Raw genomic sequence first — 16,158 nt, 5'->3', positions numbered from 1 at the left:
CCAAAAAGCGAATTCGCTTTGTTAATGGAATGTTAAATAGGCACCAATGATAAGTATTATTTTTCGACAACATGCACGTTTATGCGTTTTTGTTACAAGAACACGAAAACAAGCCAATTCACGTTAACAAAATCGGCACTCAGACTGATTATTGATGTTTAAGTTAAAAGGAATCACAAAACTTATGCGTTTTTATGCGTTAACTCCCTGCTTGCTCGATTGCTTTCCGTACGCCCCCGTACTGCTCGAGCATATCCGAAGCGGTTTGTGGATCGACACCGATCTCTTCCATGATGATGCGGATACCCCGGCTAAATAGTTTGTTGTTGGTCAGTTGCATATCGACCATTTTATTTCCCTTTACGCGGCCCAGCTGAATCATCACCGTGGTGCTGAGCATATTGAGTACCAGCTTCTGGGCCGTGCCGGCTTTCATGCGGGTAGAGCCCGTCACGAACTCGGGGCCCACGATGACCTCAATGGGATAGGTAGCTGCCTCGGCGATGGACGAGCCGGCGTTGCAGACGACACACCCCGTAACGAGACCCGCCGCGTTGGCTTGTTTGAGAGCACCCAGCACATAGGGCGTACCCCCGGAAGCGGCGATGCCCACTACCACGTCCTTACTATTAATGCCGTGTTCCTGCAGATCGATCCAGGCTTGTTCCACATCGTCTTCCGCAAACTCCACGGCCTTGCGGATGGCGGTATCACCACCGGCAATGATGCCGATGATCCAGTCGTAGGGCACCCCAAATGTCGGCGGGCATTCCGATGCGTCGAGGATACCTAGCCGGCCGCTGGTACCGGCACCAATATAAAACAGCCGTCCACCCTCTTTCATCGAGGCCACAGTGGCTTCGATGAGGCGCTCAATCTGGGGGATAGCCCGTTGTACCGCCACTGCGACCGTTTGATCCTCGTTGTTGATGTTGACCAGTAACTCGCCTACTGTCATTTGGTCCAAATCCTGATAATTTGATTCTTTCTCCGTCGTATTTGTCATTTCGCTCTCGTTGTATTAATCGAAATCACGCGGCACATAACCCGCATACCCCGCCAGCAAGCAGCTACTGGTCAGGCTGCGCCTCCTCACGCGCCTGCTGCTCTTTAGCTGCCAACAGGTAAATCAGCGATGCCGTGCCATCCATGGTCGGTTCGTTGGTGCTGTAGTCACCATAGTCATCGTGGTACACCGCCAGGTCCGATTGGAACGGCGCATGCGCATCGGGCTTAGTGAGCCGGATGCCGATCAGATTGTTGAATATGCTGCCGAATACCGGGCCATCCACCAGCCCGCCGTCTATAGGGAAACTATCCAAGTGGGTGAAGGCCGAGTGCGGATCGGTGGGCGTATCGCCCCACGCCGGCAGGCCGTACACCATGCTCGTGCCCCAGGGGTTGCATCCGAAGAGCCAGTCGAAGTTGGCCTGCTCCAGCTGCGCATAGGTGTCGTCGTTTGCCAGCTCACGGTACCACTGGCACTGGATGGCGAAGGCCGTGGTGAGGTTGTTGCTGCACCAGATGAACGGCACGCCACGGTAGAAGGCGTTCTGCCCCGCACGCGCCCATACCTGTTCAATACCTTGGCGGTAGTAGGCAACCACCTCATCACGCCGGTTTCCTTCCAGGTGCTGGGCCAGCTCGCGGTGCCCCAAGTTGATGAACGGATACCACTGGTAATGTGCTGCCGTGTCGTTCGCCATCCACGGCGTTACGGGCTCCTGCTCCACATAGTGAAGGGCTTCATCCAGGAACCGATTGTTGCCCGTGACCTGCCACTGGGTGACCGCTGCCAGTGCCATATCATCCACCCAATTTTCCTCGGCATAGATGTAAGGTGACTTTACCGAGGCCGTCTGTGTAACGCCAAGTTTCTTGTTGGCAAAAGCATAGGCGGTGGTAGCCTTGTCGCGCAGCAGTTGGGCATAGGGCTGGTTTACCCGCTCGAAAACCGCACTGCCCAGATTGAAGGCACTCGTGAACTTGGCTGCGGTAGAACTGGTGCCTGTGGTATTGTTCATGAACTTGCCGCGCTGTTGCGGCTCGCCGCTCACAAAGTACACCGGCCGTTCGTAACCGCGGCCATAAAAATCGTCTTCGCCCGGCATGCGCATGCCAGCGTGATCCCTGTCGTCGGCAATCTGGTTGAACAGCAGTTGGGATTGCGGATGCATTTTCAGCAGCCAATCGAGCCCCCATTTGGCTTCATCGAGCACGTCGGCCACGTTGTTGCTGCCGTTCAGGCCATTAGCTTGCTTATGATCTTGGAACACCCCGGGAAAATCGCGGTAGGCAGCCAAGAGGTGATACGTAGCATTGGCCGAGGTAGTGGAATATTGCAAATAGTCGGATGCATCGTGCCAGCCACCGGCCACATCGATGTGTGTGCTATCGGGCAGGCCCGCGTCTGTAGCATAGAGCGTGAACCCATCGTGTGTATGGCAGCTATCCTGCAGGAACGGGTTGAACAGCGTGCGCTGCTGCCGCATGTAGCGAAGCGCGAAGTCGGCCGCACCGGCATACACATCGGCCGCGATGCGGAACTGGGGCGAGCGTGCGCCGTCCACCTCGAGGTAGTAAGTGCCCGTATCGGCATGAGCCGAAAAATCAAGCCGATAGGAGGTACGGAACGGTCCGTAGGCCCCAAAGTTCCTGCCCGTCCGAGCAGTATAAACGACATCGCCGGTCTGCGCATCGATGAGTGCAAACTTGCGGAAACGCTGCTTGCCTTTGCTGCCCAATACGGCGACCTTAATGCCTTGGGGCGTGTAGCCCAGCTGGTTGATGCGGATCCAGGCCCGTTCTTCGGGATCGCCATAGGCCAGGCAGACCACCTTTCCATCCATGGTGCTGGCCACCAGCCGCTGTTTGTTGAGCGGGAGCATGGGGTTCACCATGGCATTAGATAGCTTATACTGCCAGGCCACTGCCCCGCTGGCGGCATCGAGGCCGCTCACAAGGCCCGAATGGCTGGGTACGAATACCTGTCCGTCGTTAGCCGCAATAGCCGAGGGTGTAAGTTCGTAGGGAAGCTGTAGGGCCGATGTCCAATCGATCTGCATGGTGTCGGCCGTGGTAGAGACACCCAGCACCTGGCCGTCCATCGTTTTCACATACACGAGTTTTCCATCTTCCGATAAGCCCATGGACTCGCGGACGCGGATGCTATCGATTTTCTTGCGCCATACCTCCGCACCGGTGCGTGCATCGAGCGCGGTCATGTACCGGTCGGGTGCCACGATAAACACGCGGCCATTGGCCCCCACCGGGTAGCAGGCCGCCGGCGAGAGCATGCGACTGGAGGCGCCGTTGGACCATTCCCATTTCAGCCGGCCATCGGCCGGGTCTAGTGCGTAGAAACCGTTGCCCCACGAACCGAAATATAGCGTGTTATCATATAGTAGCGGTTTGCCTGACACATAGCCTTTTACAGCATCGAACGACCAGCGCAGTTGGCCCGACTTGATATCGATGGCGCGGAACACGCCGTCTGATGCGCCGATGTAGGCAACGCCTTTGTGTATTAACGGGGAGCCCAGCACGGCTTTGTCCGTAGCGTACTGCCACCGCTCGGCCCCTGTTTTGGCATCCAGTCCGTAGATGTGCCTGTCGGTGGAACCCACCACGACATAATCTCTCCATACGGCGGGGGTAGAGTACACCTTGCCACCGGTTTGGAAACTCCATACCTTACGGCCCGTCTGCACATCGAGCGCATAGACTTGGCCGGCAGTATTGGCGGTAATGACCAGTTGCTTATAAGTAGCGAGTCCGGCACCGATATCGCTATCATCTTGGAACGACCACACTTCACGCACAGCGGCATGCCGCGTATTCACGTCGTAGCTCGGTCGATGATAGTACCGGCGTTCCGTTTGGAAACGGTGGTTGACCAGGGGAATAGTTGCCCAAGCGGGCTGGGTACCTACGCCGGGATTGCGTTCCTGGTAAGTGGCTTGGCCGTTGCCGATGGTAACGATGTTGTAGCCACCTACGGTGTCTTTGGCCCGCAGGTTGGAGCGCCCCATGATACCGGGGATACCCTCGAAATCGTATTCATGGTTCTGGTGCCCGTGGCCACAGAAAAAGAGCTGCACATTGCGGGTCTTTACGCGGTCGAGTGCCTCGAACCAGTTGTTAAGCGAAGAGTCTTGCGGGTAGTGGTTTACATAAATGAGCGGCATATCCACGTCGGCGTTCGCGGCGAAGAGGGAATCCATCCACACCAGGTTTTCGCGGGGCACCTGCCCGGGGCTCATCCGCATATTGGGGCCCGAGTTGGTCCCTACGAAAAAGTACCCCTTATGCACGAAGGCGAAGGTTTCGCCGCCAAATACCTCGCGGAAGCTGTTGCCCCCGCTTTCGGACCAGTTGGTGTCGTGGTTGCCCGGAATGACATACCACGGAACGGTGAGGCTATCCAGGATTTGTTTAGCTAACCGCAGCTCGTCGTCCGAACCGAATTCGGTCACGTCGCCCGACAGGATGACGAAATCAAGGCCGGGGTTGGCATTGATGTCGGCTACCGTGCGCCGCAGGTCGTCCACGCCGGTGGCACCGCCCACATGCGTATCGGTCACATGCGCGAATTGGAAGGGCTGGGCATGCACGGCCAGTACCGTAAACAGCACCAGCACCTTCAACAGCGCTATCGGTTTTAACAGATAGGATCGTTTATAAGCCGTCATATGATACAATCACGCTACCACTCAATACAAAAAACTGAATAAAGGTATACTTATTCATATTCCACCACATCCGATGGTATACTTTCTTCATTATCTATGTTTATCGTCGATACACAATAATGCCCCGCTTTATCTAACGCTATATTCTCTTGTTCTGTTATGGCGTACACGATGCCTTGTTTTGTCAAATCCGAGAAATAATAAACCACCGATCTAACATTACCCGATGTACTCCATTTAAGTTCGTTACCGGTTATTGTGACGCCCGATACTGCCTGCGGAGCCGCCGAAACCGATCGCCCCACCATCGGAATTACCGCGGGATTAGCATAAAGCGTAGCTAACTTGTCTGTAATATTAATTTTATTCTCCAGTACGTAGCGAGCGCTATATAGGGCATTGCCCAACACTTTTTGATTGCGTCTGGTGAGCTCAAATTGCTTTTCCAGCTCGGCTGTCGACTGAAACGCCGCCGGCATCGACGGGTCTCCAAACTTATAATAACCGTGTCCCACCATTAATGTCGCTTCATAATGATATTGGGACCAATAATCAAGGTTCATCTGGAAATCATTATACGCATTCCCTATTTCTTGGTAAAGCTGCGGTATTACAATGTCGACCCAACCTTCCTTGCACCATTTGGTCACATCTGCAAAAACCGTATTGTAATTATAATCCCGATTAGGCGCTGGCGACACTGAAAACACGACCTCTGGCCGGGTCGCCACAATATGGTCATAGACCGCGTTGATTGCTTGGTCCACATTCCCCCGCCTGAAATCCTCGATGGTACTGTAGCTTGCGCCATATTGCGCGAAATCATCTTCGTCCGATACCATTTGGCCAGCGGAAGAAGCCGCCGGATAAAAATAATCGTCGAAGTGGATACCGTCTACAGGATATGAAGTAATCAGTTCGTTAACGATATCGACTAATCGTTCCCTCACCTCGGGTAAGGCAGGGTTGTATATCTGAATTTTTTCATGACTAACCACCCAGTCGGGGTTAACCGATTCATGAAGCGGTGGGTAAGACGTACTGGTGTTGGCCCGCGTCGCTATACGGTAAGGGTTCATCCAAGCATGGAATTCGATGCCCCGTGCATGAGCTTCACTGATCATGAATTCAAGAATATCGTAACCGGGGTTTTTTCCCCGTGTCCCTGTGATAGAAACACTCCATGGTTCGTATGACGACGTATAATACGCATCGCCCATCGCCTTCACCTGAAAAAATATTGCATTGATGTTCAGGTCCTCGAACCGATCAAGGTAGGCCATGTATTGCTGCTTCTGGCTGGCCGCGTTATAATCCCCGCGGGGCCAATCAAGTCCCCACGCTGTGGTAACCCATACCGCACGCATCTCCTTTTCGGGAAATAAAAGTTCGTCCTCCGGCTCCGGCGGCTCCGGCTCTGGCGTATCGATACCACCGGGATCCTTTTTACAACTGTTGAATAATAGCAGTAAAACCACGACTACACGTGTGCATAAATAAAATCGGCTCATTCGTTTACTTTTTTTTGACGCGCGCTCAACTTATCGTTTTCTCATACGTCTTTATTGCAAGATAGAAAACCGGATAGACGCGAAGGCCCTCCTCTCTCGATGAGGGGCGCATCTATCCAGTCATCGTTAATCCATACCCTGACCTAATCCTCAGCTTGCTTTTTACCGAATTCAACCAACGCAAAACCCGCATCTGCAGATGCGCTGTATAACATCAGCTTTTCATCATTTCCCTCACTATCCTTGGTCACATACCAATTGGTCTGTGTTGAAGGAGCAGAAACAGCAGCTCCCCCAATGGAATAGTGATATACATCATCGGCACCAGATTCATCGAAAATTTCCAATGCCTCTGCAATACTTTCACCAGCTGTAATATTATATACATAGAGAACGGTCGCGTCTGAACCCGAGCGCGCAGCGGTGGTCAAGATCAGGTACCTCTCGCCATTAAAGGTAATCACACGCGCATCAGACCCCCTATTAGGCACCACGGTACTACTTAACCGATAAGCTATTGCACCGCCATCGTTGGCGAGCATAACAGGAGCGTCATAGCCGGTAAAGATGTATTGGTCGGAATTACCGATCCGATTGTAAGACATGAACGATGAGACCCCTGTTTGGGAATCAAAAACAAACGGGTCCGAGACGCTCGTGTAGTTTGCTATTTTTAAACGCAATACTTTAGTGGCTGCATTGTCACCGAAAAAGATATAGCCGTTCCCGTTATTGTCTAAATTCACCGATAAATTGTCTCCGTGCCGTACACCCGCTCCAGCAATGCTCGCCACATTAATATTGGCTATTACCTCGGGTGCGGCGGCCGGATCGGTCCAATGATAGATTTTCAACGGCGACACTTGTCCACCAGATAAGCTGGCGATATAGGTGTGTCCATTAATTAATGCCCCACAATTTACAGGGTAGGTGCCGCCCGACACGCCTTCCAAATTCAGCGGAATGGGTTCAATCTTACCGTCTTTCAAATCCTGAACATCCAATAAATGTGATCCCCCTTCCGCTCGGGTTACAATAAGAACTCGTGATCCGTCAAACCCAGACCCGCGGGTCAGCAACGATTGAAATGTCGGGTAAATTGGCAGCCCCTCCGGGCTATTAGAAAAATCGAATATCATCGGGTTCTCGAAATCCGCACCAAAAACCGGCACGCGTAGTCGGATGTTGACCAAATATTCGCGATATCTCGGTCCATTGACGACTTTGATCACGAGGGTCCGCTGGGATTCGCCTTCATCAAAAGGAACAAGATACGACTCTTGGTCCAGCGTGGCACCTTGTGAACCTTCCATTTCGAAACGTATTGCTGAAAAATCCGTTTCGGGATCGATTCGCGGAAAGGATACCGTTTTTGTAAATTCATCGACGGTGCCCTCCAAAACCGTTGAGCCGTCTACACCGGCATTAAGGATTTTGATTGATGTCAATACCGTTTCTGCAGAAGACTCGATGTTTTCTGGAAAATCATCGGAACAGGCACTGAACGCCGTTAGTCCGACAATAACTGTCACCAGTTGCCAGGTTAAACCCTTTAATCCATTTTTTAATTGTTTCATAACATGATATCTTTTAGCATAAGCTTCTAAACGTTCTATTCTTGCGGCCAACCTTCCGTCTGTTTCAACTCATAACCCCGTGCTGCGTACTCATCCATCTGCACGCGACCTACCGGCGAAAGGTATGGGTTCACGTTGGAAAGGTTAAGATAGGGTAGCCGTCCGGCGTTACTTGTACTCCGGTAAAAGCCGACCATTTCCTCATCATTTGCCCCGTTGTATGGCGTGATTTCACCATCCACGGACACGACCGAAAGTGTATTCTTGATCATAGCCGGTAATTCCTCCGGAAAATCCACCCATGCTCCCGACAATAGATCCGGGTTGGCATCGGTATCCATGTAGTCCAATTTATGCCAACGCTCCAAGTCCGCTATACGAGACGACTCGAACGTGAACTCCATGCGCCGCTCCCGGCGGATTTCCCACAATAACGGCGACACACTCGCGTCTCGCTCAGGATCCTCAGGTAACGCGCTCAACGTTAATGGTGCTGTCTTTTGAACGCCTCTTTCAACCGCAACGGTTGCCAGCGGCCTGTCTCTAATTTTATTGATAGATTTGTCGATATCCTCTTGGGTCACGGCAGCACCGCCGACACTTGCCAACTCAGTTTTTGCCTCAATCCAATTCAACAACACCTCAGCATACCGCAGTACGGGATAATCGGTTACGTTGGTAGCACCCACAAAATCGGCAGGAAGTTTACCACCCGCTTCAACAATCGCTTCGACATCCCGCGGCAGGAATTTAACGATATATAACAATGAGCCCCTATTCGTTTGCCTAGGTTCCCTATGGAATGATGCCTCAAAACGGGAATCCCGTGTTTGGATCAAACTGGCTATATCAAACTCCTCGGCATCGGTTACCGAAGAGTTTTGCCAAGCTTCTCCATCGTGACAAATGAATGATTTAATCAAGTCGGTAGACGGGCCAAAGATCAGCGACTCGGTAAGGTTGCTGTTCGAAGCGATGGCATGCCGTACACCTACCGCCCCATCATAATGTCGATACAATATGCAATCCTTGTTTCCACTCAAATTCAGCGAGGTAAACAAGGTACGGTAGTCTGTTACGATATCATATCGCCCGCTCTCCATAACCAAATCGCCCGCCTCTACCGCCAATTCAAAGAATTTGCGCGCCTGTTCGTCATCGTTGTAATAATACTTTTGCCAAGTACCTTCGTACAGTGCTAAGCGGGAGACGACACCCGCAACTACGTAGCGGTTTACATACTGATCACCGTCATTTAAGCGTACGTTCTCAAGTGCATACCGGAAATCGTCGTAAACGGCGTTCATTACCTCGTTGCGCGGTGTACGGGGCTTATACAATTCATCCAGTTCAGTATCCGCCACCACATAGTCGTAATAAGGGACGTCTCCATACTGTTGTACAAGCTGTGCATAGCGGAACCCTCGAAAAAAGCGCCCTATACCCATCCAGTGGTTATATGCTTCCGTTTCCAGAACGCCCTCCATCTTGTTCTGAACACGGTCGATCATAATGTTAATCGATCGAACAAGCGAATAGCTCCAAATACCACTGTTCGGAACGGATCGGGTAAAATTGCTTTGGTTTCCCAGGCTCACGGCATCGTCACTAAATGTAAAGCCCATTAAAGCGGCGCCAGAATAACCGAAACCGGAATTGTACCCCACGAAGAAATCGGTGTAATACTTGTTTGCGTACATTCGCACATTTTCTTCATTTACCCAAGCGGTTTCGTCGGTAAAGTCTGTCAACGGCGGTCGATCCAAAAATTTGTCACATCCCATGTGGATCATGGCAAAAGATGCCGCCAAAATGATATGTTTGATTTTCATCTTGCTGTCTCTTGAAGTTATAAACCTATTTGTATCCCTACCGAAGCCGACTTAAACGTCGGGTTCGACGTCCCCGTTCGACCTAGGTTGTAATTACCATCCTCCCGTAGTATCGAGTGCCCACTGATTGTTTCAGGATCGATGGGGAGGCCTCGCAAATTATCAAACGTAAACATGTTCTCCAGGGAAACATAAATGCGCGCGTTGGCTAAATGAATGCTCCGCAGCAACCGTGAAGGCAACGTGTAACCCACCATGATGTTCTTAATCCTGAAATACGACATATCCAAAAGATATCGCGTTTGTGGTACCATTACGTAACCTGAGTTTGCTCCGCCCAGGTGCCACGCCCTGGGATAAAATGCATCCGTCCGGTCTTCCTTCCAAAAATCCTCCGCAATAGCCTGTGGCATGGCGCCGTCCTTCACATGAAAGCCAGGAATAGCTAATTGACCGCCGCCCCAGATGTCGCGCCTGCCAACTCCTTGGCAAAATACAGACACGTCTATACCTTTGTAATCGGCAGCAAGACGGAAACCATACTGATAGCGCGGCGTGGAATTACCGATTACCACACGATCCCCCGGATCACCGAATGTGTTTTTGCCCGGAGTGATGTATCCGTCACCATTGACATCAACAAATTTCACATCGCCCGGACTGATTAGCATCGTTTGATTGCCATCTTCAAAATAAGTTTGATAAACCGGGTTAGTGCCAACCTGCTGATTGGTCAATTTTGAAGTCCCCTCGAATACAATCCAAGTCTGCTCAAAATTCCCCTCCGAATCATACACGAAATCCTCTTTTTGATATAACCTATCCGTCACGTAGCCATAAACGTCCCCATATCTTTTCCCGGTGGTGAATGTATTATTAATATTCCTGTTCTCCCAGGGTGTCTGCCAGTCTGCTCCTTTGGTGATGATGGTAGTCGCATCCGAAATGTTGGCATTCACACTCAACCGCAATCCATTATCAAAACTATGGCTGTAATCGCCCTCCAGCTCCCAACCCCGCGTTCTTAAATTACCGAAGTTGCCCTGCGGGGCGTTTGCACCATATGTCGCCGGCAAATCGTCGCCCGGAATAATCATGTTTCGCGTATCACGTTGGAAAAGCTCTACCACAAGACCTAGCTGATTTCCGAAAAATCGCAGATCAGCACCGATATTAGCATGCTCAATATCCTGCCATCCAATACCTGCAGACACTGGATTAGGAGTCCCAATTTGGAAGAATTGCTCACCACTGCTGTTCAACCACGAATTCCTTGAGATACCCATTCTCGGTAAATAAAGTCCGTTATCAACCGACTGGTCACCAATGCGCCCCCACGATCCGCGGATTTTGGCAAAGCTCAACACCGGATCAACTGATTCCATAAACGATTCGTTCGACAACACCCAACCTCCTGAAAATGATGGATACCAGCGCCATCTCAGATCAGCAGGGAAAAGTGATGTGGCGTCATAACGCAGATTGCCTTCCAATAAATACTTATCATCAAACGCATAATTCGCCCGGCCAAAAAAACCAGCCTGCGCTTCCCAATCAGCGCCTCCACCTACGTCTGGCGTACCCACCGTGAAATCAAATTGCGGGTTGTCGAAATTGATCAGCTCGCTCCGCCTAGACCAATGGCTGTCCCAGTTGTATCCGACAATATTTGATCCCAACATAAACTTTAGTGCATGCTTGTCCTGGAGATTCAAGCGGTACGTCGAAAACGCGTTGATCGTGTGCTTTTGTGAGGAGAACGTGCTTTTATAGAAGTTACTCTGATCCTTATTGATATATTCCGTAATCGGAAAACGATAGCCGGGAACACCTCCTGAATCCGTTATATTCCCTTCCTCATCAACATAAACCCGGCTTCCTCCTTCGTCTACCCAAGGCTCCGGCGCATACCAATGGAACGCACCTTCAAACGTAGGCATCGAAGAAGTAAATGAGTTAATCTCCGTACTGTAGGTATAATCTGCCTGCAAATCCCAATTACTGGTAAAATCGATGGTCGTTCCCAGATTCAAATTTGTAAATCGCTCCTGATCGATCGCATCGTGGGCCTTTTTCGTATCGAAATAGGGGTCCCGAATGTCTTCTCCAAGTTCCTGAACACCTGTTGGGAATAATCGGCTCCAACGGTACAGATACAGCCATGGATCGGCACCAAAACCTGTTGCGGAATTGGGATAGCGTTTGGTGGCATCTGTATACATCGCCCGACCCCTCACTGTCATAAAGTCCGTAACTTTAGTAGATAAACTCAGTGTCGACGTGAACCGATTAAAATCGTCATGATTGGCTGGTTTCATCATGCCTTCCTGCCCGGTGTATCCAAGGCTTAAATTATAATCAGTGTCACCGCGTTTGCCCAGCAATCCAAGATTATGAATTTGGGAAAACGCATTGTCCTTGATCATCGTCTTTACCGGATCATAAATCCGCAATCCATATTTATCTACTCCATCGTAATACCAGTCACGGTTGTAGACCACCGGATCATTGTAATCCACAACACCGCCATATTTCTCCTGCCATTCCTTAATCTGCTCAAAACTTTCGCGGCTAATACGCCAGAATCCCCCTGCTGCAGTACCCGATTGATTCATATTCTCATGAGCCTCCAGCGTATATTCCAACCCGTCGATCCCTGCCACTTCAATATCCTTAAATGGAGATTGCCAGGATGAATTATTTGAATAAGTAATGTTGGTCACTTCAGATTTCGCCCCTTTTTTGGTGGTAATCAACACCACACCGAAGGCAGCCTTAGCCCCATAAATTGCGCTCGAAGCGGCATCTTTAAGAATGGTAATCGTTTCGATGTCATTGGGGTTAATCATTTGGATGCTGGGAATTTCAACATTATCGACCAAAATAAGTGGGTTTGCCGAACCTGCAATGGAGCCAATTTGCCCACGTATCCTGATGATCGGATTGGAGCCTACCTCACCGCTTGGAACGACCACGGATAACCCCGGCACAGCTCCCTGAAGACCGCGCCCCGCATCCGTTATAGGCCTGCTTCCCAATACTTCATCCACATTAACGGATGACACCGCTCCGGTTAAGTGCGATTTTTTCTGGGTACCATAACCTACCACAACGACCTCTTCCAAACTTCGGTCGCTGACTTCCAGAGTAATGTCCAGATTGCTGCCACTTACATTGATTTCCCTGCTCGTATAGCCAATCATCGTAAACCGTAGTTTACTCCCTGTAGAGGCCTCAATTGTATAATTGCCGTTTTCGTCCGTGCTGGTAGCCTCCTTCCCGCCTATCACAGACACACTTACACCCGGCAATGGTATGCCGTCCGCACCTGTCACCCTTCCTTGTACTGTCTGTTGGCTTGCTACTGTAGCTTTGCTTTCAACAGTTTTCGCAACAACGTCCGGGAATGCCGCTGCTCCGAAAGCAAAATTTCCAAAGCAAACGCCACCCGCAATCATTACCGCGAATCGTAGTAGTCTTCTCATAATGAACCTGTTTTAATCGTTAGTAAAATCCATTTTTTTGTTTCTATACGGTTAGTTGTTTGTCGCTATATTAGTTGAGTTATTCAAAATCAGGATACAACAAGTGCTGCTTACGCATGGTTTTGTACGTGGCCAAATCGGCAGCCCACGATTCGCGTATTTCGGCTTCGCTCTTCCCGGCAATGATCTGCTTACGCAGTTCGTCCGTACCGGCCAGTTTGTCGAAAAACTCGGGGCGCGAGAAGAACGTGTCTTTGAATGGCGCTTTCTTATAGAAATCAATGAGGTATTTGAGTGTAAAGGTCTGCTCTTGGGGGTCCAGTCCGCGGAAGTCGAGCCCATAACATTCATTACCCTGCTGCTCTACGTGGGCAGCCATGCCGGGGCGCGTGCCCGGCGTAAACGTGAAGTCGCCAAATACCGGATCAGGGTAGCCTAACACCTGGAAAGGCCAATCCGTGCCACGGCCCACGCTAATATCGGTACCCTCAAACAGGCACAACGACATGTATAGCCTTACCGACAGCTGGTTGGGCAGGCTGGGTGAAGGGATAACCGGCAGCTCGTAGGGCGTATTGTGGTCGTAGTTCTGCACGGTGATGACTTCGAGGTCGCACTGCGCACCGCCATCGAGCCAGCCTTCGCCATTGATCATCTTGGCCAGCTCGCCCACCGTGAGGCCATGGATCATCGCGATTTTATGGTAACTTACATTCGATTTGAACTTGTCGTCTTTCCGTACGGGCCCGTCTACCTGGTCGCCATTCGGGTTGGGGCGGTCCAACACAATCAATTTCGTTCCGTTGTTGGCACACAGCTGCATCACCCGGTGCATGGAGGTGATATAGGTATAAAACCGCGCCCCCACGTCTTGCAGATCAAACAGCATTACATCCACGGCAGCAACGATGGAGTCGGCCTTTTCGTTTTTGCCATACAGCGAATACAACGGCAGGCCGGTTTCCTCATCAACCTCGTTCGATACCTTCTCCCCGCGCTCAATTTTGCCCCGGAAGCCATGTTCAGGCGCAAAGGCAAACTGCAGGTCCACCCCTTTTTCAAGTAGCACATCCACCAGATGACGGTCGCCCACCACCGAGGTTTGGTTACCCATCATACCCACCTTCTTACCGGCAAGCAGCGGCAGGTAACGATCGAGCTGCTCGGCGCCGGTATGGATACCGGCATCGCCGGAGGTGTCGGCAGCATCGCTATCGCGCTGTTGGGCATTGCCCCCACAGGCTAGTATGGTTACCAAAGGAAGCAACACCAAAGCGAAAAGCCACCCTTGCTTCGCGTTGTTTTTAGTTGTCGTAAAAAAACCCATGCGTCAATTTTAAGGTCTACACTAAATTGGATATACAATATTAGACAATATTCTTCAAAGTCGTGCATGTTTTTGCATGTTTTTTATATAAAACACGAAAACAGACAGTCAACCGCATTTTTCGTCTTTCTGAGCGCGCTATAATGACTTGTTTTATAGCTAAATAGTTTTTAACGATTTTATGTCGTGAGTTTTTATGCGTCTTTATGCGCTATGCAAGATAAAAAAAGAGCCTGTAATCGTTTATCGACCCAAGCTCTTTCTGATTTAATTCGGTATTGATCGCTACGGCTGGTCCCACCATAGGGGGGTATCCAACGATTCCTGCTCGGGGATGTTGACCCGGTTGCTTACGATCTCGGTATTGGGGATAGCAACACGCCGGATAAATGCGGGAAGCACTGCTCCCTGGGGCATCTGGAAGCCTTCATATCCGTAATCGTGCCGACGGGCATCGTTCCAAGCTTCGTGGTTAAGGTAAGTGACCACGTATTTTTCTTTGAAAACCAAATCGAGCGTCAGACTGGCCGCACCGACACCCACCGAAGCATGTGCTTTATAGGCTGCTGCTTCGTCTCCCGGCACACCAAGCATATCCATGCTTGCCTGTATCCCGTCGAGGTAAGCGGCATATGCGCGGGCCTGCAGGTTAGCGCGGAGCGCCGCCTCTGCTTCAACGAACTTCAGCTCGGCATAGGTCATGATATAGATCGGCGCGGTCTCGCTGCTGATCGGACTATTGGCCGATATATAACATTCGTCGTAAACCGTATTCGCTAAGGGGCCTTGGTTACCGCCGCCATTGGGCGTGCCCTTGTAATCACCATTCACCGTCAAGTCGGTAATCCGGCTTACCCGGGGGTCTACAAGGCCATAGGTAACGCCATTCAGATGGTTCACCCAATTGGCGGACAACCAACCGCCCAGCAAGCCACCTAAATTACTGCTCGCAATGCCCGACCACGGATTGTCTCCATTAAACACACCCATTTTCATGTCATCGTCTGCAGAAGCATAAGCATTGTCCAGAGCGGCGAGCACCGCCTGCGGGTCGTAACTTGCCTTTTTCGAAATCTTATTGAGGTGCCGCGCCTTCAGCCCGTAAGCGGTACGTACCCAACGCTCCACATCGCCGCCATGGATGACATCAAGATCGGCATCGAGCTCCATGGTGGCATCGGTACTGCCCAGCGCCACAATCGCTTCGTCAATCAGCTGCCCGATCGACGCATACAGTTGTTCCGGCGAATCATAGGCGGGTGTAAAGGTTTCCACCTTGTTAAATGCTTCCGAATAGGGGGCCGAACCCCAAGTACCAAAGACCAAGCTCAGCTGATAGGCAATGAGCAACTTGCCTACGCCAACATGCAGGTCTGCACCTGCTTCTTCGGCCAACATCACCATGTCGTGCGCATCGGACATGCCGTAGTAGGCCTGCGACCACGAAGTGGACAAATCGGTGATGTCGTATATGTCCGTGGCCGATGCTTCGGTGGGGCTAGCGATATACTGCGCATAGTTGGCCACCGCACTGCCATACCGATAAGCATTCATACCCACGCGGTGGGTTGTCGATGCCAACAAAGAGTTCACGTTGGGTGCCGTTACCAGGTTTGGATTATTGCCCACATCGAAATAATCCCCGCAACTATGGAAGGCCAAGGCCATCGTAAGCACCCCTACCACCAGTCTTTTTGTTGTTTTCGTTATTGAGGTTTTCATGATTCTGTCTCCC

The 16,158-nt window shown here is 51.0% G+C and carries 8 protein-coding genes; all 8 read right to left on the bottom strand.

The genetic code is table 11. From position 1 onward, the window contains the following. Nucleotides 1-199: 199 nt before the first annotated feature. Nucleotides 200-1,006: an N-acetylmuramic acid 6-phosphate etherase gene (murQ, locus tag U9S71_RS10450; RefSeq protein WP_326327317.1), complete on the bottom strand. Its 807-nt coding sequence runs from the start codon at nt 1,004-1,006 to the stop codon at nt 200-202. 64 nt (nt 1,007-1,070) lie between these two features. Beyond that, nucleotides 1,071-4,691 carry a glycoside hydrolase family 9 protein gene (locus U9S71_RS10445; protein ID WP_326327316.1) on the bottom strand — a complete coding sequence of 1,207 codons (3,621 nt, stop codon included), beginning with the start codon at nt 4,689-4,691 and terminating at the stop codon, nt 1,071-1,073. Nucleotides 4,692-4,741: 50 nt separating this feature from the next. Further along, the gene (locus tag U9S71_RS10440) at nt 4,742-6,202 is read right to left on the bottom strand and encodes a glycoside hydrolase family 10-like protein (protein WP_326327314.1); all 1,461 of its coding nucleotides are present in this window, start codon (nt 6,200-6,202) and stop codon (nt 4,742-4,744) included. Between the two features lie 143 nt (nt 6,203-6,345). After that, the gene (locus U9S71_RS10435; RefSeq protein WP_326327312.1) at nt 6,346-7,779 is read right to left on the bottom strand and encodes a DUF4623 domain-containing protein; all 1,434 of its coding nucleotides are present in this window, start codon (nt 7,777-7,779) and stop codon (nt 6,346-6,348) included. A 35-nt stretch (nt 7,780-7,814) separates the two neighbouring features. Beyond that, nucleotides 7,815-9,611 carry a RagB/SusD family nutrient uptake outer membrane protein gene (locus tag U9S71_RS10430; RefSeq protein ID WP_326327311.1) on the bottom strand — a complete coding sequence of 599 codons (1,797 nt, stop codon included), beginning with the start codon at nt 9,609-9,611 and terminating at the stop codon, nt 7,815-7,817. Nucleotides 9,612-9,628: 17 nt separating this feature from the next. Continuing rightward, a complete protein-coding gene (locus U9S71_RS10425; protein ID WP_326327309.1) occupies nt 9,629-13,096 on the bottom strand; it encodes a SusC/RagA family TonB-linked outer membrane protein in 3,468 nt (1,155 codons plus the stop codon). A 79-nt stretch (nt 13,097-13,175) separates the two neighbouring features. Next, entirely contained in the window at nt 13,176-14,423 is a 1,248-nt protein-coding gene (locus U9S71_RS10420; RefSeq protein ID WP_326327307.1) for an exo-beta-N-acetylmuramidase NamZ family protein, read from the bottom strand. A 285-nt stretch (nt 14,424-14,708) separates the two neighbouring features. Continuing rightward, nucleotides 14,709-16,145, bottom strand: coding sequence for a SusD/RagB family nutrient-binding outer membrane lipoprotein (locus U9S71_RS10415; RefSeq protein WP_326327305.1), 1,437 nt, complete (start codon nt 16,143-16,145; stop codon nt 14,709-14,711). Between the last annotated feature and the right edge of the window lie 13 nt (nt 16,146-16,158).

It is taken from the genome of Parapedobacter flavus (genome assembly GCF_035818675.1).
Classification (GTDB): Bacteria; Bacteroidota; Bacteroidia; order Sphingobacteriales; family Sphingobacteriaceae; genus Parapedobacter; species Parapedobacter flavus.
The sequence above is the reverse complement of the archived record's forward strand: the minus strand, read 5'-3'. Positions and strand labels throughout refer to the sequence as shown.